Source organism: Rhizobium sp. P28RR-XV, assembly GCF_012641385.1.
GTDB lineage: Bacteria > Pseudomonadota > Alphaproteobacteria > Rhizobiales > Rhizobiaceae > Rhizobium.
Map to the genome: position 1 here is coordinate 87630 of NZ_JABAIG010000002.1, position 22657 is coordinate 110286.

The following is a 22657-nucleotide window of genomic DNA, read 5'->3' on the forward strand; positions in this document are numbered from 1 at the left end:
CTAGGCGATCTTCCGGGCGCTGACCTTTCCCATCGGATGCAAGGAATGCACGCGGAAGGGGCCGCCGGAACCGTCTTCCATCATCAGCGCGATGTTGGATACGGGAACCGGCGCGGCAAGCGCCGGCTCGAAGAAGTCGCGCAATGCCCGCTCCATGCGCTGCAGATCAGCCGGGCCGACAGTGCCGGTCAGCATCATCTGAAAGCGGAATTCGTCCATCACGTGCGGATGGCCCCAGCGGTGCAAATTGGCGAACTGCGCCGCCGAAAGGCCGTCCGGATCGATGCGCTCGATCTCCGCTTCGGTCAATGGCGCGCGATATTGGTCGAAAGCCTGGACCAGGGATGCCGCCAGGAAATGCATCTGCTGGCTGGGTGCGGACGCGACGAGGCCCAGCGCACCGCCGAGGCGCGCGACCTCCAGCCGTGGAATTTCAAAAGGCGCGACCGAGCCGGAAAACCGCATGAGATCGCGCAACAGTGCGGCCTCGGACATATTCTCCGCCAGCCGGAAGGGCGCCTTCAGCAAGCCCATGAAACCATAGCGACGGGGAACGGCGGTATAGAAGGCGATCTCGTGGATGCCGAGCCCGCGGACCGCGGGCGGGTCGACCATCTCGCCGGAATAGACATTGCGGCCGAGCCAATTTGCCGCCACAAGCGTCAGCGGATCGCTCGCGGACGGCGTGAAGCAAATGGCGTAACGCATAAATTCCTCCAAGGCACGATAAACCGGCTGACCGGCAAGGGCTAACGGCCAAGGAGATAGGTGATTTGCGTGACAGATTGACGACCCGAAAGGGGCGTGAATTCACGTTTTATGTGATATGACTGAAATATGACTTGCTAAAGTGAAACTCTGCGGCAACTTGAAGCTACAAGGCATATCCGCCGCCTCCCGTACCGCCGCCTCGGCCAGCCGATGCGCCAGTCCAAAGCTCACCTTGAAGCCGCCGGTCAATGCAATCAGCGAGGGATGGTCGGGGTGTACGCCCACCATCGGATCGCGATCGACCGCCTTCGGCCGCAGTCCGGCCCAGCGTTCCATCACCTCCGCGCCGGCCAACATCGGCGCCAAGGCACGGGCCGCAGCCAGAAGATCGTCAAGCTGCCCATCGGTCGACAGCGGGTCGCCGAAACGATTCTCGCTCGTGCTGCCGACCGCGACCAATCCATTTTCATGCGGAACGATGTAGAGGCCATCCCGGAAGATAACCGGGAAGCCGCCGTCGATATCGGCCTTGAGCATAGCCGCCTGCCCCTTGACCGGTTGGCCAAGTGAGGATTTGCGGCCTTCCGTCAGCCCGTCGAGGATTGGAAACGACCGATAGCCGGCGGCAAGAATGCAGCGTCCAAACCGGATATCGCCCTCGTTCGTGGTCGCCACGGCCTTCTCAGGATCGATGCCTTCGACGCTCAGCCCCTCGGCAAGCCGCACATGCTGGGCTCCGGCAAGAAATCTCTGAAGCACATTCAGCAAGGCACGTGGAGCAACCCGCGCAGCAAGCGTATCGAAGACGAAACCGCTTTCGCCGGCGGTAGGATCGATCCAGCCTGGAATGGGCGCAGCGTCGAGCACATGCCAGTGAAATTCACGTTCATCCTTACGCCAATGCGCTTCAGCATCCCGCGAATGACCAAGCGCGATCTGCCTGAGATGCGGCTTCGGCAGCGGGATCAGCCGGCCGGCGCGACGGTAGCCCGCCGAAAGCCCGGTCCCCGCCTCCAATGCTGCGATTTCCTCCTCCAAGGAGACCAGCGCATCGAATTGAAACTGCTTCTTGTCAGACCATTTGTCCGGCATATGCGGCATCAGCGCGCCGAGCAGGCCGCCACTCGCCCCTTGCCCGAAATAGCCGGCTTCGACGAGCAGGGCCTGAATGCCGAGGCGCTCGGCATGGACGGCCGCCCACAGGCCCATGATCCCGCCGCCGACGATCAACAGATCGACGGATGATTGACCGACGGGCCGTGTGGGATTATCGGCTCTTTCCATGACAGATCCAGTTTCCGATCGGACTGAGGCGTCCGAAACCAGTGCGGCAAGCCCGGAGCTCGAATGGCGCGACGGCGATATGCCCTATTCGACGGCTTTTGGCGACCATTTTTATTGCCAGACCGACGGCCGGCTGGAATGCGGCCACGTCTTCCTGGCCGGCAATGGCCTGCCCGCCCGCTGGCAGAAGCAGCAAAACCTCCTCATCGGCGAGCTCGGTTTCGGCACCGGCCTGAACTTTTGCGAGACGTGGCGCCAATGGCGACAGCAGGCGACACCGGGCTCGGAACTGCATTTCATGTCGTTCGAACTTTATCCCATGCGTGCGGATGAGATCGACCGCGCGTTGTCGCACTGGCCCGAGATCGACATAGAACGTCAGGCCCTCGTCGCCGTCTGGCCGGACGATCCGCAAGGCTCGGTATCGCTGCGGCTTGACGCCCACACGCGCCTGACCATCGTTTGCGGCCAGGCGCTCGAAGGCGTGAGCGATGCGCAGCCAGGCTTCGATGCCTGGTATCTTGACGGCTTCGCACCCTCGCGCAATGCCGACATGTGGTCGTTGGAGCTGATGCAGGCGCTTTACGACAAGACGGTTCCGAACGGCACCTTCGCCACCTACGCGGCTGCCGGTTTCGTGCGCCGAAACCTGCAGGCCGCGGGCTTCGTCGTCGAGCGACGGCAGGGTTTTGCCGGCAAGCGTGAAATGCTCTGCGGAATCAAGCCGGACTGAGGCCGAGGCCCGTTTCTCAAACCGGACGATGACCGCGGGGGATCAAGCCAGCTCGCCAAGATGCCGGCGAACCCAATTGGCCTCTTCCGATGCCGTACGCCGAAAGTGTCGCTTGAAGTCGCGGCTGAACTGGGCGGGACTGGCGTAGCCGACCGATGTCGCGACCTCCGCGATCGTCTTGTCCTGGCGCGCGAGCATCAGCCGCGCCTCGTGCAGCCGCATCGCCTTCAGATACTGTATCGGACTGCTGCCCGTCAGGGCCTTGAAACGGGCGTGGTAGGAGGGAACGCTCATGCCTGCCTCGTGCGCCAGCGCGGCGACCGAAATCTCGGAGCTGTAGGTCTCGCGCAACCGGGCCAGGCTTCGCACGATCCTCCCAGAGGTGCCCCGCTGCTGCAGGGCTGAGATCATCGCGCCGCCCTGCAGGCCGACGAGCACCCGGTAATGCAGCTCGCGCAGGATGCCCGTCCCCATGACCGCGAGCTCGACGGGATCACACAGCGCGCGCAGCAAACGCAGCACGACATCCTCGATAACCGGCTCCATTCTGCTCGATACCAGACTTCGCACCTTGCCGGCTTTCGGCTCGGAACGTCTCATCCCCACTTCCGAGACGATCTCCGCAGCCAGAAGCATGTCGAACTCGACGTAGACCGCAAGCAGGGGACGTTCTGCGCTGGCCGAGGATTCCATGCGGAACGGAACGGGGACCGAAACAGCCAGATAATGCTCCTCATCATAGAGATAGACCTCGCCTTCAAGCATGCCCTGCTTTCGGCCTTGCAACACGAATACCGCACCCGGCTTGTAGAGCACCGGGACGTCGTGAAGGATCGCTTCGGTTCTGAGAATGCGCACGCCGGCAAGCCCGGTCGGATTGTATCCCTGGCGAGGGGAAAGAATCCCCGCCAACTCCACCAGCTCCCGGCGCCTCTCACTCTCCATCTTCATAGGATTTGGCAAGCTATTCATAGTTTTCACAATCGCTGGCGACACTTTTGAAGATTATTAGTCAGTGACACTCACCAATCAAGAAGAGAACGCCAATCATGTCACGAAAAACCTTCTTCATCACCGGCGCGAACTCCGGCTTCGGCTTCGCAATCGCAGCGGCCGCGAGCAGCCAAGGCCATAAAGTTATCGGCACCGTCCGCTCGGAACAGTCGCGGGCTGCTTTTGCGGAACGCCTGCCGGCGACGCGCTCCGTCCTGTGCGATGTGACGGACTTCGACCGGATAGCCGATATCGTTCAGCAAGCCGAAGAGGACCATGGGCCGGTCGACGTGCTGATCAACAATGCCGGCTACGGCCACGAGGGAATTCTCGAAGAGTCGTCCCTCGAGGAGATGCGGCGTCAATTCGACGTGAACGTCTTCGGCGCCGTCGCGGTCGCCAAAGCCTTCCTGCCGCGCTTTCGCGAAAGGCGGAGCGGGTTCATCGTCAACGTGACCTCGATGGGCGGCATGATCACCATGCCCGGCATCGCCTATTACTGCGGAAGCAAGTTCGCCCTTCAGGGCATTTCGGAAGTCATGGGCGCGGAGATGGCGCCGTTCGGCGTTCGAGTGACCGCTTTATGCCCCGGCTCCTTCCGGACGGACTGGGCGGGACGTTCGATGATCCGGACTAAGCGCTCGATCGCGGATTACGACGCGTTGTTCGATCCGATCCGGCAGGCTCGGCATGCCAAAAGCGGCAAGCAGCTCGGCGATCCGGACAAGCTTGCAGCCGCCGTATTGGACCTGCTCGAGTCCGACGCACCTCCACCGCAACTCCTGCTCGGCAGCGATGCCCTTGGATTTGTGACGGACAGGATCGAGCGCCTCAAACAGGAGATCAAGGCATGGAAATCCGTTACCGTTTCGACCGATGGCTGAGAGCGCCGACCAGCGCAATGGCTGTAAGCGTCATCCCGGCCTTGGGCTCAGTCCATCGATCTCAACTCTAGCTGTTGGAACGATCGGCCTGGAAAACGGCGTCACCGAGATAGCGCTGGATCTTCGCCTCGAGAAGTTCGGGGCTGATCGGTTTCGACAGGCAGTCGTCCATACCAGCCTGCATGCATGCGATGCGATCGACATCCAACGCCTGTGCCGTTACCCCGATGATGGGCACATGCCATCCCTGCTCGATTTGCGCCTCGAATTGCCGGATCATGCGCGTCGCCTGATGACCGTTCATGACTGGCATGGAAACATCCATCAGGATCAGCGACGGCCGCAATTGACGCCAAGCGTCCACCGCCGCCTGGCCGTTCTCCACGACAAGGAAGCGAAGTCCGGTCGCCTGCAGGATCTGCGTGAAGACGATCTGGTTCACCTCGTTATCCTCGGCGACGAGAACGTCGATGGCGTTACCAGGTCTAGCACGCGTCATCCGGTCGGCGGCTTCGATCGCGGCTGCGGCCTCAGCCTCTATCGGCAACGGCCGGGCGATGGAGCCCGGCTGCTCGCCCGCGTTCTTGCGCCGCGACGCGCGCACGACGTCGATGATCGTGTTGCGCAGCACATTGGCACGCACGGGTTTCATGAGATGCGCCTGGCCATTGACGGCGGTGAAATCCTTGTCGCGACCGGCGACGCCCATCGAGGTCAGAAATACGATCGGCAGCGCGTCGAAACGTGGATCGGCGCGCACGGCGCTTGCGATCTGATAACCGCTCATGGCGGGCATGCCGTAGTCGACGATGATCGCGTCGACCGATACGCCCATGTCGAAAGCGGCATCCAAAATGGCAAGCGCGGTCTTTCCGTCCTCTGCCGCGTGGCTGTCGAAACCCCATCGCGCCAATTGCTCAGTCAATATGCGCCGATGGATCTCGTCGTCTTCCACGATCAGGATCCCGGCTCGCTTTACGTTGGCCGGCAGCTCCGGAACCTTGCCACGCGACGCGACCAGCGGCATGGGCAGATGGACCGTGAAAACCGATCCCTTGCCCCATTCGCTTTCGACCGAGAGCGAACCGCCGAAAAGATCGACGAGACCCGCCGTAATGGCAAGGCCAAGGCCCGATCCATCGAGGCGCCGCGCAAAGGAAGAATCCGCCAACGAGAATTTGTCGAAGATCGTATCGAGCTTCTCGTCCGGTATGCCGATCCCGGTATCTTCGATGCGGAGCATGAGCAATATATTGTCGTCCGGCGCGGACTGGCTGTCCAGTTCCACCAGCACGTGGCCGCGTTCGGTGAACTTGATCGCATTGCCGACGAGATTGGTCACGATCTGGCGGAAACGGCCGGCATCGCCGAGCATCGCCGCCGGCACGCCGGGAGCGATGCGCACCATCAGCTCGATATTCTTCTCCGATGCGGCGGCGGCCAGCAGCGTCGCTATGTCTTCGACAGCTTCAGCGGGGTCGAATGCCATCTTGCGCAGATTCATATCGCCGGTGTCGATGCGCGAGAAATCGAGAATGTCGTTGATGATGGTCAGCAATGCATTGCCCGACTTGACGATGATATCGACGAAGGTCTTTTGCCTCGGATCGAGATCTGTTTTGCCCAGCAGCTCGGCCATGCCGAGCACCCCGTTCATCGGCGTGCGGATTTCGTGGCTCATATGGGTCAGGAATTCGGATTTCGCCCGGTCTGCCGCATTGCTGCGCGCCAGCAGCAGCTGTAGGTCCGCCTCGCGTTCCTTCATCTCGGTGACATCGGTGAACACCACCGTCCAGCGGCGCTGCTCGCCGATCGCGGCGCCAAGCTGTATCCAGCGGTCGCCGACGACCTGGAATACGCAGGAGATCGGCTTGCCCGCCGCAACGCTCTCCGCCCATGATTCCCGCAGACCCCCGGAACCATTGCCAAAGTCGCCGCGTTCCGCGCAATAGTCGAATGCCGCGGACCAGTCCCTGCCTACCTCTAGAAGCTCGGCCGGAAGTTTCAGCATGTCCTTCAGCCGATCGTTGGCCAGCAGGATCGCGCCATCCTGGACGATCAGCAGGCCTTGCGACATCGCCTGCATGGCATCAGCCATCAACTCGCCGAGATGCTCCAGCGCCAGCCGGGTCTCGGTAATCTCCCTGGATTGCTGCTTCACGGAAGAAATATCCGTGTAGGACATCAATGTCCGGCCATTGGAAATCTGGCGCGCGTCGATGATGACGGATTTGCCGTCGGCAAAATTTACTTCCGTCTGCAGATGCTCGCCGCCCTTGCGCAGCTTGGCCAGCCACGCCTGATATATATCGTCGATGCTGCGGCCATCGGCGCCGAAGCGTGCCAGCTCGTAGTGCTTGGCGATGATATCGCGATAGGGGCGGCCTCCGAAGCGCTCGTCCCTTGAATATTCCCAGATGTCGTAGAAGGCATCGTTGACGTATTCGACGATATGGTCGCCGTTATGGATAAGGACACCGATCGGCATCGAGCGGAGGATGTTGTCGAGATCCTGGTGCAGCGCTTCGGCACGAGCCTGCGCCTCAATAAGCTGCATCTCACGCTGCTTCAGCACAGATGTATCGGTGACCGAACCCACGGCATAATGCTTGCCCTCCGCCGTCGTCGTTCGGTTGAGGCAAATCTTTACCGGATGCTTCACCTGCTGTCGGTCGACGATTTCGCTTTCGAATTCATGCCTGCGCCCCTCCTGCAGCACGGCTTCGTTTTCCACGAAGAAGTCGTCGGCGCCGGCGTCGAACATTTCATGCTCGGTCTTTCCGAGCATTTCGTCACGATCGAGGCCGGTAATGTCGGCATGGGCCGTATTGGCATAAATCAGGCGATGGCCGGAATCGCGCACGAAGGTGGCAACCGGCAGGCCCTCCAGAATGCTGCGGAAAAAGCCGGCTTCATCGGCCTCCCTTCGCACTGCCCCGTCCGTGGAAGCATCGCGCACAACGGCTGGTGCGGCAAGGAACACCCCGAATATGTAGACACGGTCTTCCGATGGGGAAAAGCTCTCGATTTCCACGAGAGAACGTTGGCGGCCCGACGCATCGAAGCACAGCGCGACCTCTTCCGAACCGAAGACAAGGGCGCGACGCTCCTTGTCCTCCCTGTCGGCACTCTCGTTGGCATCGAGAAGATCCTGGCTGCGGTTGCCGATGAAATCGGAAATATCGCGGCCGAAAAAACGCGCATAGGCATCGTTGACGGCGACGTACCGAAGCTCGCTGTTCTTGATGTAGGCGGGCCTGTCCAGATTGGCGATCCGGCGGCACGCTATGTCAAGCAGTTCACCGTCCAGGGTCAAACGGAGCCCCTCTTCTCACCGCGCATGATAGTTCGTGAAACAACGCTCTAACACGGATCGATTTAATAAGGTGTTAACCATGTTTAACCAGTCGGGCGGCGTCGCGTTCAGACCACGCACTATCCTATAACGGCCATGTCTTGGTCGCAAACGACGGCGGCACGCCGAGGCAAACTCTGCCAAGAATCCGTCAACGGATCATTGGGAGCGAGCGCCATGAGCGACGAAGCAAGCCTGACCTTGAACGAAGCACAGGCCGCGACAGCGACGGGCGAACGGCGGCGGCGGGCCGGAGGGCGCGGGGCCGAGCGCAGCCGCAAGCCGAGCGGCACGAAGTACCTCAATCTGGTGAATAATCTCGCTCGCACGGAACTCCTGTCGCCCGAGGCCTTGGACGATATTCACGAGGCGTCGCTGACCATCCTTGAAGAGATCGGCATGGACATCATCCTGCCGGAAGCGCGCGAGCGCATGAAGGCCGCCGGCGCCGATGTCACGCCGGGAAAGGAGCGCGTCCGCTTCGACCGCGACTTGATCATGGAGCTGATTGCCTCCGCCCCCTCGACCTTCACCCTGCACGCCCGCAATCCGCTAAGAAACGTTGAGATCGGCGGCCGTAATCTCGTTTTCGCGCAGGTCGCGTCCGCCCCCTTCGTAGCCGACCGCGAAGGCGGCCGGAGAGCCGGAAATCAGGAGGATTTCCGCAAGCTCATCAAGCTCGCCCAGTCCTACGACGTCATCCATATGACCGGCGGCTATCCGGTCGAGCCCATCGATATCCATCCCTCGGTGCGCCATCTCGATTGCCTCTCCGATATCGTGAAGCTTACCGACAAGGCCTTCCACTGCTATTCGCTCGGCCAGCAGCGCAATCTCGACGCGATCGAGATCGCCCGCATCGGCCGCGGCATCAGCATGGCGCAAATGGACCACGAACCTTCGCTCTTCACCATCATCAACTCCTCGTCACCGTTGCGCCTTGACGGGCCGATGCTGCAGGGCATCATCGAAATGTCGTCGCGCGGCCAGGTGGTGGTGGTCACCCCGTTCACCCTGGCGGGCGCGATGGCGCCGGTGACGATTGCCGGCGCGGTGGTGCAGCAGAACGCCGAAGCGCTTTGCGGCATCGCCTTCACGCAGATGGTGCGCAAGGGCGCGCCGGTCATGTATGGCGGCTTTACCTCGAATGTCGACATGAAGACGGGTGCACCCGCTTTCGGCACGCCGGAATACATGAAGGCCGTGATCTGCGGCGGCCAACTCGCCCGCCGCTACGGCATCCCCTACCGCACCTCGAACACCAACGCCTCCAACACGCTCGACGCACAAGCCGCCTATGAATCGGCCCTTTCCCTCTGGGCCTTGACCCAGGGAGGCGGCAATTTCGTACTGCATGCGGCCGGCTGGAGCGAAGGCGGCCTCACCGCCTCCTTCGAGAAATTCATCCTCGACGTCGACATGCTGCAGATGGTCGCCGAATTCCTGACGCCGCTCGATGTCAGCAGCGACGCGCTGGCGCTCGACGCCGTGCGCGATGTCGGCCCCGGTGGCCACTATTTCGGCACCGCGCACACGCTCGCCCGCTATGAAACCGCATTCTATTCGCCGATCCTCTCCGACTGGCGCAACTACGAGACCTGGACGGAAGCAGGACGGCCCACGACCTACGATCACGCCAACCGCGTCTTCAAAGAAACGCTCGCCCGCTATGAAAAACCGCCGCTCGATCCGGCGGTGGAGGAAGAGCTCGACGCTTTCGTCGCCAAGCGCAAGGAGGAAGGTGGCGTTCCCACCGATTTCTAGTTGAAAATCAAAGGCTTTACGCCTGAAATCATGAACGAAATTTAATGTCGCGGACCTCATTCAGACCGTCCGAAAACCCAGGCGCAAGCTAACCTTCGGAATTACTGCTCGGGTTTTCGGATGGTCTGTAGGAGTTGCGCGACAGCCGCCGTTCCGCCGATCCTTCCTTCGACCATACCTCGTTGACAAAACCGTATATTTCTGTACGATTTTGTCAACGAGGTAGGTATAGTGGCTACACCCAAGCAGATCGCTCGGCGCGAACGGATAGAAGAAGCCGCTTATGCGGTGCTCAAGGAATCCGGGTACAAGGCCACGTCCCTGCTTGCGATCGCCCGGCGCGCATCGGTTTCCAATGAAACGCTCTACAACTGGTACGGCAACAAGCAGGCCCTGTTTCGATCGTTGATCGAATCCAACGCCAGAGAGGCCAAAGAGCTGCTGGCGGCCGCCCTTCAAGGGAAAAGCGATCCGCTCGATACGCTGGCCGCGCTCGGTCCCATCCTCCTGTCTCTCGTGACGGGCGACAAGGCCATTGTGCTAAATCGCGCGGCGGCCGGCGACGTCAGCGACACGAGGACGCTCGGCCCGGCGATCGCCCAATTCGGACGCGACGCCATAGCGCCTTTGCTTCGCGACCTACTGCAAGCCGCGAGCCGATCCGGCCTCATCGCCTGCGGCGACCCGACCGAGGCCGCCGACATCTATTTTCGCCTGCTGATCGGCGACCTTCAGGTTCGCCGCGTCATCTGCACCCTGGACGAGCTGCCGCGTTCGGAAATCGAGCGACGGGCGAGCGAGGCCATGGCCCTGTTCCTCCAGCTCCACGCGCCCGCCGACAGCGAACGTCCCCTGCCGTCCGCCGACAGGAAACCTTCGAGATGATTCCGGCTCTTTACGCGTTTTCCCTCCTGTCGCTGCTGTCGAGCGGCGCGATCTTCGGCTTCTTCTATGCGTGGATCTGTTCGACGATGTGGGGGCTCGATGCAGCCGATCCGGCGCTTGCGATCGGTGCGATGCAGGCCATGAACGCATCAGTGCGAAACACGGTGTTCGCGCCGGCGTTCTTCGCGACGCCCTTCGTCCTCATCGCGACCGCAATGTTCGCCTGGTTCTGCCGGTTGAAAGCCGCAAGCCTGATCTTCGCGATCGCCGGCCTGCTTTACCTGTCCGGCGGCGTGATCCTCACCATGACCGTAAACGTCCCGATGAACGAAGCGCTCGCTGCCGTCGTCATTCCGCAGGATGCAGCCGAGGCGCGACGCATCTGGGAAAACTATTCGGGGCCGTGGCAGTTCTGGAACACGGTCCGCACGATCGTCAGCGGCCTCACGCTGGCACTGACCGGCATCGCCATCTTTATATTGAACCCAAGGACGGCATGATCGTCTGTCGGGTAAATCCTAGAGAGATCGCCTCAAAACTCCAGTGAGAATTCCGGCGTATAGGCGGCTGTGGTATATTTTGGCATGGCCTATCTCTCTGAACAGACCGCTCGCAATTGCTAGTTCTGCCGGAAGCGGTTGACGATTACGTGGGGCTGGACAACCCGGTCCGCTTTATCGGTGCCGCCGGATTTCCGGCGGCATTTTCGGCCGCCTGTTGAAAAGCTTTTTGCCCATACCCCTTGACATTCGCGGCAATTAAGACCAAATCCGCGACAGCTTTCACCTTCCGGCCGCCGCGTGAGCGTGCCATGCGGGACAATTTGTACGCAGGAGAAGGACAAAAGCGCTTTTGTTAATGAGGCCGCGCCCAACGCTGCGGCCGGATGCGCTGGAAAGCTATTTCCAACTTACAAGTTCCCACTTCACGCGGGGTTCTTGACGCCAGAGACAGACCGGACCGCATGGTGCGACCCGGCCTATTTGCTTTGGCGCCCCGAAAGGTATTGAATTGACCGATTTTCACTCGCTTGGCCTCTCCAAGCAGATTGTCGATACGCTGTCGCAGAATAACTTCGCCATACCGACGCCGATTCAGGCGCAGGCGATCCCGCTCGTTCTTGAGGGCCGCGATCTCATCGGCCTCGCACAGACCGGCACCGGCAAGACGGCCGCCTTCGGCCTGCCGATCATCGAAATGCTGTTGAAGGACGCCAAGCGTCCGGACAACCGCACCGTCCGCACCTTGATTCTCGCCCCCACCCGCGAACTGGTCAACCAGATCGCCGACAACCTCAAGCTCTTCGTCCGCAAGACGGCGCTGAGGATCAATGTCGTGGTCGGCGGCGCTTCGATCAACAAGCAGCAGCTGCAGCTCGAGCGCGGCACCGACATTCTGGTTGCTACCCCCGGCCGCCTGCTTGATCTCATCAACCGCCGCGCCCTGTCGCTCGGCCAGGTCAGCTACCTCATCCTCGACGAAGCCGACCAGATGCTCGATCTCGGCTTCATCCACGATCTGCGCAAGATCTCGAAAATGGTCCCGGCCAAGCGCCAGACCATGCTGTTTTCAGCCACCATGCCGAAGGCGATCGCTGACCTCGCCGCCGACTATCTGACCAACCCGGTCAAGGTCGAAGTCTCGCCTCCGGGCAAAGCCGCCGACAAGGTGGAGCAGCATGTCCACTTCGTTTCCGGCCAGAACCATAAGACCGAGATCCTGAAAGAAACGATTTCCGCCAATCCGGATGGCCGCGCCATGGTCTTTCTGCGCACCAAGCATGGTGCCGAGAAGCTGATGAAGCATCTCGAACACGTCGGCTTTGCCGCCGCCTCCATCCACGGCAACAAGAGCCAGGGTCAGCGCGAGCGCGCCCTCAAGGGCTTCCGTGACGGCGAAATCCGCGTTCTCGTCGCGACAGACGTTGCCGCGCGCGGCATCGACATCCCCGGCGTTTCGCATGTCTACAATTACGACCTGCCGGAAGTGCCGGATGCCTATGTCCACCGTATCGGCCGCACCGCGCGCGCCGGTCGAGACGGCATTGCCATCGCCTTCTGCGCTCCGGACGAAATCCGCCTGCTGCGCGACATCGAGCGCCTGATGGGCATCGAGATTGCCGTTGCCAGCGGCGAGGCTCCGGCCGATCGCGGCCGTCCGGCCCGTGGCAACAACAACCGTGGCGGTGGTCAACCCCGTGGTGGTCAAGGCCAAGGTCGCGGTGGCGTAGGCCAGGGACGTGCCGAAGGCCGCCCTGCTCGCCCGGCCCGTCGCCCTCTTCGCGAAGGTGAAGCCGGCGAATCCCGCGCCCACAATGGCGAACGCCAGGAACGTCGTCCGCAGCGCGAAAACAATCGCAATGCCGACTTCCGTGGCCAGCGCCGCGACGAACGCACGCCGCGCCCGGAAGTGGACAATGATCTCGCTTCGACGTCCGATTTCCGTCCAGCCAAGAAGCCGCACCACAACGGCCCGGCAAACGCCAATGGCGCAGCCCACGAAGCCGGCGCCCATCGCGGTGGCCGTCATGCTCACGGCCGCCCCTCGGGTCGCCATGAAGACCGTGGCCAGAATGCTCAGGGCGAACAGCGCCACGACCGCGGCAACGGCGGCATGAAGCGCCGCGGTCCCGGCAACGGTGGTCAGCGTCGCGAACGCGCCTGATATAAAATCGGGATGGGGGCCGGTTTACCTGGCCCCCATCCCAAACTGAAATGTGGAATAATTATCGCCGCAAAAATCCGTCGCGAAACTCGACGTTATGTGATCGCTTTTAGCGGTAACAGCGCGTCAGCTTTTAAGAAAAAGTCGTTCCTCACAAAATTTTGCAGTTGTCGTCACCATTTCAGAGTTGCCTCAATTACCGACCACAGCCTACTTTCCGGATTGAATCATATCCCGAATTTTGACTGCTTTTTCGAAGTGATCCAAACAATGCGTTTTGATCCACCACTCGGTCGCTTCCATGAGCAGGGTAGGATCATCATTCCTGTTGGCGAAAAATGCATAGAACGACAGCCCGACGGCGTCTCCCTTCTTCTCGATCTTGTCATTGCAGACTGAGATCGCTTTCAACCTGAGACTTGGCCTCACGGGACTGATCCTCCTTTAACAATAGAAGTGCGCCGATATTATTCCGGCACCACATCCGCCGCGCGCCGGTTGGTGAGATAGACACCAATCACGACGATGACGGTGCCTATGATGATCGGCAGCGTCAACGGTTCGCCAAAGGCGATCGCCGCTTCGATGGCGACGGCTGGCGGCATCAGATAGATCAGCGATGCCGCGCGCGACACCTGCCCTCTCCGGATGAGATAGAGCAGCAGGCCGACGGCTCCCATCGACAGACCGAAGACCGACCAGAGCATTGCGAGAATGACCTCATGCGTGCCGTCGAAACGCAGACCTTCAAACAGGAAGGCAAGTGGCACGGTGACGATCAATGCGCCGACATATTGCAATGTTGCGATGGTGCGCAGATCGCCGGTCTGCAGGTGACGCTTCTGGTAGAGCGTGCCGTAAGTCACAGACACCATCGCGAGCAGATTGACCACCAGCGGCAGCGCAGACTGCCAGAGATTGGCCGTATCCGTCGTCAGGAGCTTCGGCGAAATCGCAATAGCAATGCCGAAGAAACCGAGCAGCAGGCCGACCTTCTGGATCGGCTGCAGCCGCTCGCTGACGAGGAACGGCGCGGCCATAGCGGTCATCAGCGGTTGCAGCGCCGCGATGACGCCGGAGATGCCGGCCGGCACGCCCTCGGCGATCGCCCACCAGAGACCGCCCAGATAGATGCCGTGCAGGAAAATACCGGAATAGATGGCCCGAAACACGCTGGACCAGTCGCGCGGCCAGCGGGCACCCGTGACCGAACAGACCAGCACGAAGGCAAGCGCCGACAGGCTGTAGCGGATCATCAGGAAGGTGAACGGGCCGGCATGCAGCGAGGCGTACTTGGCAACGATCCAGCCGGTGGACCAGAGAAAGACGAAAATCACCGGCGCGAGTTTATCGAGGGACATAGAAATCGGACCGATATGTTTGGCGCTTCGGAGCCGGAATCCTGGTCGAACTCGGAGTGTCGCGCGGAGAGGTTGAAGGCTGATAGCCGATGGCGGCGGAGCGGTCAAAATCGATCTGCTGAAAACAGCAATCAATTTTTCTTCACGTCCGGCGAGCCATCGCTCTGGTTTCAGGAACCTCAGTCACTACCCAGGCGTTCAGTCCGCAAAAGAAGCAGATGCTCAAATTTTGACCCGAGCGTTGCGGCGAAACCCGGCGAGTAACGGTCAGATTATTCTTAAATGCCTGTAACTCCGGCATTTTTCGACGTTGCGAAATTCGCAATGGCAACTGCGCATAGTTCTTGCATTGTAAAAACCATTGTATTCAAATGGGTGAAAACACGGGGACCGCACCTTTGGCATTTGATGAAATGATTACTGCGGATGAAAGTCCGCGCGCGCCTTACGAGAAATACTTCGAGTGGTACTCAGGCCAGGACAGGGGCCATCTCATTGCCAAATCCCGCGACGCGGAAACCATCTTCCGGAAGACGGGCATTACCTTCGCGGTCTACGGACACGCAGACTCCTCCGAAAAGCTCATCCCCTTCGACATCATCCCCCGCATCATATCCGGCCGTGAATGGCGCAAGCTTGCCCAGGGCATCGAACAGCGGGTCATCGCGCTCAATGCCTTCCTTCACGACATCTACCACAAGCAGGAAATCATCCGCGCCGGCCGTATCCCGCGCGAGCTGATCGAGAAGAACGACGCCTTCCTGCCTGAAATGATCGGCTTCCGCCCGCCAGGCGGCGTCTATACCCACATCGTCGGCACCGATATCGTCCGCACGGGCGAAGACCAGTTCTATGTGCTTGAGGACAATGCCCGCACGCCTTCCGGGGTCAGCTACATGCTGGAAAACCGCGAAACGATGATGCAGATGTTCCCCGAGCTGTTCCATCAGAACAAGGTGCAGCGCGTCGAAGACTATCCATTGCTGCTGCGCCAGAGCCTGGCGTCGCTCGCCCCTCCCGGCTGCAAGGGCAAGCCGCGCGTCGCGGTGCTGACGCCCGGAATCTACAACTCCGCCTATTACGAGCATTCTTTCCTCGCCGACATGATGGGCGTGGAGCTGGTCGAAGGTTCGGATCTGCGGGTCATCGACGGCAAGGTGAAGATGCGCACGACGCGAGGCTATGAGGCCATCGATGTGCTCTATCGCCGCGTCGACGACGATTTCCTTGATCCCCTCACCTTCCGCCCGGAATCCGCGCTCGGCATTCCCGGCATCATGGATGTCTACCGCGCTGGCAACATTACCATCGCCAATGCGCCCGGCACCGGCATTTCCGACGACAAGGCGATCTATTCCTACATGCCGGAGATCGTCGAATTCTATACCGGCCGCAAGCCGATCCTCGAAAACGTGCCGACCTGGCGCTGTTCGGAGCCGGACAGCCTGAAATATGTGCTCGACAACCTTGCCGATCTCGTCGTCAAGGAAGTCCATGGCTCCGGCGGCTACGGCATGCTTGTCGGACCGACGGCCACCAAAAAGGAACGGACGGCCTTTGCCGAAAAGCTCAAGAGCAAGCCGAACAACTACATCGCGCAGCCAACCCTTTCGCTGTCGACCGTGCCGATCCTGGTCAATAAGGGCATTGCGCCGCGGCATGTCGATCTGCGGCCCTACGTCCTCGTCTCCGACAAGGTACGGATCATCCCCGGCGGACTGACCCGCGTGGCGCTGAAGGAAGGCTCGTTGGTGGTCAACTCCAGCCAGGGCGGCGGCACCAAAGACACCTGGGTTCTGGAGGACTGAACGGACATGCTGGGAAGAACCGCAAATGGCCTCTACTGGATGTTCCGTTACATCGAGCGTGCCGAAAACATAGCCCGTCTGGTCGACGCCGGCCAGCGTATGTCGCTGACGCGCAGCGACGCCGTCGATGACGATTGGGACGGCGTCCTGCAAAGCGCAGGTGTGCGCGAAGCCTATAACGAAGTGCATGGCAAGCTGACCGGTGCCGACGCGATCGACTATCTGATGCGCGATCGCTCCAACCCGTCGAGTGTCATGTCCTGCATCGAATACGGCCGCAACAACGCCCGCATGGTGCGCACCGCGCTGACCCGCGACACCTGGGAAGCAACCAACGAATGCTGGATCGAGCTGAAGTCCATCCTCGGCAAGCGGCTGAAGACGGCCGAACTGCCCGAGATGATCGACGTCATCAAACAGCGTGCCGGATTGATCCGCGGCGCCTTTCACGGCTCGATGCTGCGCAACGAGCTTTATAACTTCGCCCGCATCGGCACCTTTATCGAACGTGCGGACAATACGGCCCGCATCCTTGACGTGAAATATTACGTCCTGCTGCCATCAGTCTCGCATGTCGGCTCCTCGCTCGACAACGCCCAATGGGAATCGATCCTGCGATCCGTTTCGGCGCACCGGGCCTATAAATGGGCCTACGACCCCGAATACAAGCCGGCCAACATTGCCGACTTCCTGATCTTGAACGGCCAGATGCCGCGTTCGCTCGCCTATTGCTACGACAAGATCGTCAGCAATATGAGCTACCTCAGCGCCGAATATGAAAAACGGCTGCCGGCCCACGACACGGCGGAAGCCATCCGCCAGTCACTGCAGCGCCTGACGATCAAGCGCATCATGGATCAGGGCCTGCATGAATTCCTCGAAGATTTCGTCGCGCACAGCAATAAACTCGGCGCCGAAATCTCCGACGGCTATCGGTTCTACGAGTAGGCGGGCGGTATCATGAGACTGACGATCAGCCATATTACGGAATATCGCTACGACGAGCCGGCGCAGTTTTCACTGCAGCGGCTGCGTCTGACCCCGCTGACAGGCATCGGGCAAACGGTCATCGACTGGAAGCTGACGGTTGAGGGCGCCAAACCCGAAGTGGAGTACGACGACCAGTTCGGCAATCGCATCACGCTCGTCTCGCTTGACGGCCAGCAGGACGCGACAAAAATCATCGCCTTGGGCGAAGTCGAAACACAAGATCTCAATGGGGTGCTAGGACAGCATCTCGGCTTTGCTCCGCTCTGGCTCTACTTGCGGGAATCGCCGCGCACCAAGGCCGGCAAGCTCACGAAGAATCTGCTGCGCGACGTTTCCGGCGACGACGAGCTTGCCAGGATGCATGTACTGATGAAGGCAATCCACGAGACCGTGGAATACAAGCCGGGCACCAGTGACACAGAGACAACGGCAGAACAGGCTCTGGAGGCGAAGAGCGGCGTTTGTCAGGACCATGCCCATATCTTCATCGCCGGCGCCCGCGCGCTGAATATCCCGGCGCGTTACGTCTCCGGCTACCTGATGATGGAGGGCAAGAACGAGCAAGCGGCCACGCATGCTTGGGCGGAGGCGCATATTCCCAGCCTCGGCTGGGTCGGCTTCGACCCGGCGAACGATGTCTGCCCCGACGCCCGCTACGTCCGCGTCGCAACCGGCCTCTGCTATCGTGACGCAGCCCCGGTCTCCGGCATGCGGGTCGGCACACCAGGCGAAACTCTTACGGTCAAGGTGACGGTGGCAAGCCAGGGGCAAAGTCAGAGCCAGAGTTAGCGGCTCACAGAAGAAAAAGGGCGGAGCTTTCGCCCCGCCCCCTTTCTTAATTCAAAACACAAATCTTAGTGACTGTCGCGATTGTTCGGGATTTCCGAGCCGCGCGGGCCGACGAGGAAGTCCAGGTCGGCGCCGGTGTCGGCCTGCATGACCGACTTTACATAGAGACCGCCATAACCGCCGGTGAGCGGCTTGACCGGGGAAACCCAGGCGGCGCGGCGCTTTGCCAGTTCCTCGTCCGAGACCTCGAGCTGGATGGTACGGGCGGGAACGTCGACCGCGATAATGTCACCGTTCTGGACCAGCGCCAGCGGGCCGCCATCGGCAGCTTCCGGAGCGGTGTGCAGGATGACGGTCCCGTAGGCCGTGCCGGACATGCGCGCATCCGAAATGCGGATCATGTCGGTAATGCCCTTCTTCAGCACCTTCGGCGGCAGGCCCATGTTGCCGACTTCTGCCATGCCCGGATAACCCTTCGGGCCGCAGTACTTCAGCACCATGACGCAGTTCTCGTCGATGTCGAGATCGTCGCGGTTGATGCGGGCGTGGTAGTCCTCGATGCTTTCGAAGACGACGGCGCGGCCCTTGTGCTGCATCAGATGCGGCGAAGCGGCCGACGGCTTCAGGACGGCGCCCTTGGGCGCGAGGTTGCCGCGCAGAACGGCAATGCCGCCCGACTGTGTCAGCGCCTTCTCTCTGGGAACGATGACGTCGTCGTTGTAGTTGACGACATCCTTGACGCCGGCCCAGATCGTATCGCCGGTGACGGTGATGGCGTCCTTGTGCAGCAGGCCCATCTCTCCCACAGCCTTGATGACGACGGGCAGGCCGCCGGCATAGTAGAACTCTTCCATCAGGTGCTTGCCCGACGGCTGCAGGTTGACGATCGTCGGCACTTCACGGCCCAAGCGATCCCAATCGTCCAGCGAGAGATCGACGCCGATACGGCCGGCAAGCGCCAGCAGGTGCAGCACCGCATTGGTCGAACCGCCAACGGCGCCATTGACACGGATAGCGTTCTCAAAGGCTTCCTTGGTCAGGATATCCGAAGGCTTCAGGTCTTCCTTGACCATGTCGACGATGCGGCGGCCTGACAGTTGCGAGATGACGCGGCGGCGGGCATCGACAGCCGGGATGGCCGCATTGCCTGGCAGCGTCATGCCGAGCGCTTCGGCCATCGACGCCATGGTCGAGGCCGTGCCCATGGTCATGCAGCTGCCGGCCGAGCGGGCCATGCCCTGCTCGGCATCCATGAACTCGTCCAGCGACATCTCGCCGGACTTCACCATTTCCGAGAACTGCCAGATCGCCGTGCCGGAACCGACATCCTTGCCGCGCCACTTGCCGTTCAGCATCGGACCGCCGGAAACGAGGATCACCGGGATGTCGACGGAGGCAGCACCCATCAGCAGGCTCGGCGTGGTCTTGTCGCAGCCGCCAAGCAGCACGACGCCATCGACCGGATTGCCACGGATCGCTTCTTCGACGTCCATGGCCGCCAGGTTGCGGAACATCATCGCCGTCGGGCGGAGCGTGCTTTCGCCGACGGAGAAGACCGGGAACTCCACGGGGAAACCGCCCGCTTCGTAAACACCACGCTTCACGCGCTCCGCAAGATCGCGCAAGTGCGCGTTGCAGGGCGTCAGCTCCGACCAGGTATTACAGATGCCGATGATCGGCCGGCCGTCGAAGGTGTCGGCCGGCAGGCCCTGGTTCTTCATCCAGGAGCGATGCATGATCGCATTCTTGCCGGTGCCGCCAAACCAGTCATAGGAGCGCAGCTTGCGCGGCCATTCAGCTTTCTTTTTCATTGTCTCAGTACCCTTTGCGTCGCCCAGGCCGCCTCGTCCGCGCCCAGGCTTTGGATTCGATCGTCAGGCGAGCGTGTAAGCGGTCTTGACGGTTGTGAAGAATTCGGCGGCATATTTGCCCTGCTCGCGCGAACCGAAGGACGAACCCTTGCGGCCGCCGAACGGCACGTGGAAGTCGACGCCCGCCGTTGGCAGGTTCACCATCACCATGCCCGCTTCGGCATTTCGCTTGAAATGCGTCGCATGCTTCAGGCTTGTCGTGGCAATGCCGGAGGACAATCCGAACGGCGTGTCGTTGGCCGTTGCCAGCGCCTCTTCGTAATCTTTCACCCGGATGACCGAGGCGACCGGCCCGAAGATCTCTTCGCGGCTGATGCGCATTTGGTTCGTCGCCTCGGTGAACAGCGTCGGCTGCAGGTAGAAGCCGGGCGTGTCGCGGTTGACGAGTTCGCCGCCGAAGGCAAGCTTGGCGCCTTCCTGCCTGCCGATCTCGATATAGTCGGTATCCGTCTTCAGCTGCTTGGCATCGACCACCGGGCCGATATGCGTGCCCGATTTCAGGGCATTATCGACGTTCAGCGTCTTCAGCTTCTCCGTCAGCGCCGCCACGAACCGGTCGTGAACGCCTTCGGTGACGATCAGCCGCGACGAGGCCGTGCAGCGCTGGCCGGTCGAGAAGAAGGCGGAATTGGCAGCCGCCTCGACGGCAACCGTCAGGTCGGCATCGTCAAGCACGACCATCGGGTTCTTGCCGCCCATTTCCAGCTGGTACTTGCGGCCATGCTCGACCGAAGACAGCGCCACGCGCTTGCCGGTACCGACCGAGCCAGTGAAGGTGATGCCGGACAGAACCGGGCTGTCGAGCATCGCCTGGCCGACGACCGAGCCCTTGCCCATGACAAGGTTCAGCACGCCCTTCGGCAGGCCGGCGCGGTGGAGGATATCGACGATTGCCCACGAGCAGCCGGGCACGAGATCGGCCGGCTTGAAGACGACGGTGTTGCCATAGCAGAGCGCCGGCGCGATCTTCCAGGCAGGAATGGCGATCGGGAAGTTCCAGGGGGTGATAACGCCGATGACGCCGAGCGGCTCGCGGGTGATCTCGACACCGATGTTCGGGCGCACGGAGGGCACCACCTCGCCTGCCAGGCGCAGCGCCTCGCCAGCGAAGAATTCGAAGATCTGCGCGGCGCGGATGGTCTCGCCGATCGCTTCCGGCAGCGTCTTGCCCTCTTCGCGAGCCAGCAGCGCGCCGAGCTCATCCTTGCGCGCCAGAATCTCCTCGCCGGCCTTCTTCAGGATCGTATGGCGTTCCAGAATGCCGGAGCGCGACCAGGCCGGGAACGCAGCCTTGGCAGCTGCGATCGCATCGGCAACATCCTGCGCATTCGCGCTGGCATAGAGGCCGACGACCTCGTTCGTGTCCGACGGGTTGATATTCTCGCTACCCGTCGTCCCGGTCCACTCGCCGGCGATCAAATTCTGATGAATGCTCATGGCGTCATGCCTTCCTGGATCGTATTGAAAATGCCCGGCCGAACCTTGCGGCCGGGCTCGACGAATTACAGCTGGCGAACAGCCACGTTTTCCTCGGCGTCAACCGCCAGCGGATTGCGCAGCGGCAGGCCGAATTCGGCAACCTCGATTTCAAAGACGTCACCGGCTTCCGGCTTGATACCTTCCGCAAACGAAAGCGTCGCCGTGCCGAACATGTGCACGTGCACATCGCCGGGAACGCGGAAGAGGCCGTACTTGAAGTGGTGATATTCAAGATTGGCAAAGGTATGCGACATGTTCGCTTCCCCGGAAAGGAAAGGCTTTTCGAAGATCACCTTGTCGCCGCGCTTGATGCGGGACGTTCCGCGGATATCCTCGGGCGCCGCACCAATACGGATCTCGGGGCCGAAGCTTGCCGGACGCAGCTTGGAATGGGCGAGGTAGAGATAGTTGATCCGCTCGGTGACGTGATCGGAAAACTCGTTCGAGAGCGCAAAGCCGATGCGAAACGGCGTGCCATCCTTGGCTATGACGTAGATGCCGGCCATCTCCGGCTCCTCGCCGCCGTCGAGCGCAAAGGAAGGCGACACCAGCGCGGCACCTGGGGCCGCGGCGCCATAGCCGTTGCCCTTGTAGAACCATTCGGGCTGAACGCCCTTCTCGCCCGCCTTCGGCTTACCGCCCTCGATGCCCATCTTGAACATCTTCATGGAGTCGGTCAGCGTCTCTTCAGCCGCTTCCGTCGTCTTCTTGTGCATGGAATCGCGCGTGGCGGCCGAGCCGAGATGCGTCAGGCCCGTGCCGGTCAGATGCAGATGGGCAGCATCTGGATGCGTGATCGGCGGCAGGAAGCGGCCTTCGGCATAGACCTTTTCGAGGTCGACCGTTTCGCCGAGACCATGTGCCTCGATGACCGACGCCAGCGATTTGCCGCTGTCGGCTGCTTCCATCGCAAGCTTATAGACGCTGCCGGCATTGACGACGGCCTTGGCAGCTTCGCCGGGTCCGTTGCGCACGACAACGACGATATCGCCGTTCGAACCCTTGATCTGCGAGATAAGCATGTCTTTCATCCTTTCCTAACAGACAGAGATCGGATGCAGTTTACCGTTCCGGCTCTCAGCGAGA

Annotated in this window: 18 protein-coding genes; 9 read left to right on the top strand and 9 right to left on the bottom strand. The window is 61.2% G+C overall.

Features of this window, described 5'->3' with window-relative positions; all coding sequences use genetic code 11:
• Positions 1-708, bottom strand: a complete 708-nt coding sequence (locus tag HGP12_RS04045; protein ID WP_168838497.1) for a DUF1045 domain-containing protein — start codon at positions 706-708, stop codon at positions 1-3.
• Positions 709-810: 102 nt separating this feature from the next.
• Positions 811-1995, bottom strand: coding sequence for an NAD(P)/FAD-dependent oxidoreductase (locus HGP12_RS04050; RefSeq protein ID WP_168838496.1), 1185 nt, complete (start codon positions 1993-1995; stop codon positions 811-813).
• Between HGP12_RS04050 and mnmD the strand changes: the two genes are divergently transcribed.
• Complete coding sequence (gene mnmD / locus HGP12_RS04055) at positions 1994-2728, top strand: tRNA (5-methylaminomethyl-2-thiouridine)(34)-methyltransferase MnmD (protein ID WP_168838495.1); 735 nt, start codon at positions 1994-1996, stop codon at positions 2726-2728. The genes HGP12_RS04050 and mnmD overlap by 2 nt on opposite strands.
• Positions 2729-2770: 42 nt before the next feature.
• On the opposite strand, the gene HGP12_RS04060 is transcribed toward mnmD, so the two are convergent.
• Entirely contained in the window at positions 2771-3700 is a 930-nt protein-coding gene (locus tag HGP12_RS04060) for an AraC family transcriptional regulator (RefSeq protein WP_168838494.1), read from the bottom strand.
• Positions 3701-3777: 77 nt separating this feature from the next.
• On the opposite strand from HGP12_RS04060, the gene HGP12_RS04065 reads away from it, so the two are divergent.
• Positions 3778-4605, top strand: coding sequence for an oxidoreductase (locus HGP12_RS04065; RefSeq protein ID WP_168838493.1), 828 nt, complete (start codon positions 3778-3780; stop codon positions 4603-4605).
• Positions 4606-4672: 67 nt separating this feature from the next.
• Here the strand turns inward: HGP12_RS04065 and HGP12_RS04070 are convergent, their stop codons facing one another.
• A complete protein-coding gene (locus HGP12_RS04070) occupies positions 4673-7921 on the bottom strand; it encodes a response regulator (RefSeq protein WP_168838492.1) in 3249 nt (1082 codons plus the stop codon).
• A 216-nt stretch (positions 7922-8137) separates the two neighbouring features.
• Here HGP12_RS04070 and HGP12_RS04075 point away from each other — a divergent pair, with 216 nt between their 5' ends.
• The 4 genes from HGP12_RS04075 to HGP12_RS04090 all read left to right on the top strand — a co-directional run bounded on the left by HGP12_RS04075 (position 8138) and on the right by HGP12_RS04090 (position 13273).
• Positions 8138-9724, top strand: a complete 1587-nt coding sequence (locus HGP12_RS04075; RefSeq protein ID WP_168838491.1) for a trimethylamine methyltransferase family protein — start codon at positions 8138-8140, stop codon at positions 9722-9724.
• A 231-nt stretch (positions 9725-9955) separates the two neighbouring features.
• Positions 9956-10609: a TetR/AcrR family transcriptional regulator gene (locus tag HGP12_RS04080; RefSeq protein WP_168838490.1), complete on the top strand. Its 654-nt coding sequence runs from the start codon at positions 9956-9958 to the stop codon at positions 10607-10609.
• Positions 10606-11109 (top strand): DUF1772 domain-containing protein, encoded by a 504-nt coding sequence (locus HGP12_RS04085; RefSeq protein WP_168838489.1) that lies wholly within the window; start codon positions 10606-10608, stop codon positions 11107-11109. Before HGP12_RS04080 ends, HGP12_RS04085 begins: the two co-directional genes overlap by 4 nt.
• A 511-nt stretch (positions 11110-11620) precedes the next feature.
• Positions 11621-13273 carry a DEAD/DEAH box helicase gene (locus HGP12_RS04090; protein ID WP_168838488.1) on the top strand — a complete coding sequence of 551 codons (1653 nt, stop codon included), beginning with the start codon at positions 11621-11623 and terminating at the stop codon, positions 13271-13273.
• A gap of 210 nt (positions 13274-13483) precedes the next feature.
• Here HGP12_RS04090 and HGP12_RS33910 read toward each other — a convergent pair whose 3' ends face one another.
• Positions 13484-13702: a DUF6500 family protein gene (locus tag HGP12_RS33910; protein WP_312862853.1), complete on the bottom strand. Its 219-nt coding sequence runs from the start codon at positions 13700-13702 to the stop codon at positions 13484-13486.
• 38 nt (positions 13703-13740) lie between these two features.
• A complete protein-coding gene (locus HGP12_RS04100) occupies positions 13741-14634 on the bottom strand; it encodes a DMT family transporter (protein WP_168838486.1) in 894 nt (297 codons plus the stop codon).
• 398 nt (positions 14635-15032) lie between these two features.
• Between HGP12_RS04100 and HGP12_RS04105 the strand changes: the two genes are divergently transcribed.
• The 3 genes from HGP12_RS04105 to HGP12_RS04115 are packed head-to-tail and all read left to right on the top strand — an operon-like array spanning position 15033 to position 18221.
• On the top strand, positions 15033-16442 hold the full coding sequence (locus HGP12_RS04105; protein WP_168838485.1) for a circularly permuted type 2 ATP-grasp protein: 1410 nt from the start codon (positions 15033-15035) through the stop codon (positions 16440-16442).
• 6 nt (positions 16443-16448) lie between these two features.
• Positions 16449-17390, top strand: coding sequence for an alpha-E domain-containing protein (locus HGP12_RS04110; RefSeq protein ID WP_168838484.1), 942 nt, complete (start codon positions 16449-16451; stop codon positions 17388-17390).
• A gap of 12 nt (positions 17391-17402) precedes the next feature.
• The gene (locus HGP12_RS04115) at positions 17403-18221 is read left to right on the top strand and encodes a transglutaminase family protein (RefSeq protein ID WP_168838483.1); all 819 of its coding nucleotides are present in this window, start codon (positions 17403-17405) and stop codon (positions 18219-18221) included.
• 65 nt (positions 18222-18286) lie between these two features.
• On the opposite strand, the gene araD is transcribed toward HGP12_RS04115, so the two are convergent.
• The 3 genes from araD to araD1 all read right to left on the bottom strand — a co-directional run bounded on the left by araD (position 18287) and on the right by araD1 (position 22593).
• Positions 18287-20032 (bottom strand): L-arabinonate dehydratase, encoded by a 1746-nt coding sequence (araD, locus tag HGP12_RS04120; protein WP_015340744.1) that lies wholly within the window; start codon positions 20030-20032, stop codon positions 18287-18289.
• A gap of 63 nt (positions 20033-20095) precedes the next feature.
• Entirely contained in the window at positions 20096-21529 is a 1434-nt protein-coding gene (locus tag HGP12_RS04125; protein ID WP_168838482.1) for an aldehyde dehydrogenase family protein, read from the bottom strand.
• 65 nt (positions 21530-21594) lie between these two features.
• The gene (gene araD1 / locus HGP12_RS04130; protein ID WP_168838481.1) at positions 21595-22593 is read right to left on the bottom strand and encodes an AraD1 family protein; all 999 of its coding nucleotides are present in this window, start codon (positions 22591-22593) and stop codon (positions 21595-21597) included.
• Positions 22594-22657: the final 64 nt, after the last annotated feature.

Bases quoted from the DNA above. Each gene is read 5' to 3' on its own strand.
- HGP12_RS04065 (WP_168838493.1), top strand. From the start codon at position 3,778: ATGTCACGAAAAACCTTCTTCATCACCGGCGCGAACTCCGGCTTCGGC.
- mnmD (WP_168838495.1), top strand. From the start codon at position 1,994: ATGACAGATCCAGTTTCCGATCGGACTGAGGCGTCCGAAACCAGTGCG.
- araD1 (WP_168838481.1), bottom strand. From the start codon at position 22,593: ATGCTTATCTCGCAGATCAAGGGTTCGAACGGCGATATCGTCGTTGTC.
- HGP12_RS04050 (WP_168838496.1), bottom strand. From the start codon at position 1,995: ATGGAAAGAGCCGATAATCCCACACGGCCCGTCGGTCAATCATCCGTC.
- HGP12_RS04100 (WP_168838486.1), bottom strand. From the start codon at position 14,634: ATGTCCCTCGATAAACTCGCGCCGGTGATTTTCGTCTTTCTCTGGTCC.
- HGP12_RS04110 (WP_168838484.1), top strand. From the start codon at position 16,449: ATGCTGGGAAGAACCGCAAATGGCCTCTACTGGATGTTCCGTTACATC.
- HGP12_RS04075 (WP_168838491.1), top strand. From the start codon at position 8,138: ATGAGCGACGAAGCAAGCCTGACCTTGAACGAAGCACAGGCCGCGACA.
- HGP12_RS04115 (WP_168838483.1), top strand. From the start codon at position 17,403: ATGAGACTGACGATCAGCCATATTACGGAATATCGCTACGACGAGCCG.
- HGP12_RS04085 (WP_168838489.1), top strand. From the start codon at position 10,606: ATGATTCCGGCTCTTTACGCGTTTTCCCTCCTGTCGCTGCTGTCGAGC.
- HGP12_RS04045 (WP_168838497.1), bottom strand. From the start codon at position 708: ATGCGTTACGCCATTTGCTTCACGCCGTCCGCGAGCGATCCGCTGACG.
- araD (WP_015340744.1), bottom strand. From the start codon at position 20,032: ATGAAAAAGAAAGCTGAATGGCCGCGCAAGCTGCGCTCCTATGACTGG.
- HGP12_RS04125 (WP_168838482.1), bottom strand. From the start codon at position 21,529: ATGAGCATTCATCAGAATTTGATCGCCGGCGAGTGGACCGGGACGACG.
- HGP12_RS04060 (WP_168838494.1), bottom strand. From the start codon at position 3,700: ATGAATAGCTTGCCAAATCCTATGAAGATGGAGAGTGAGAGGCGCCGG.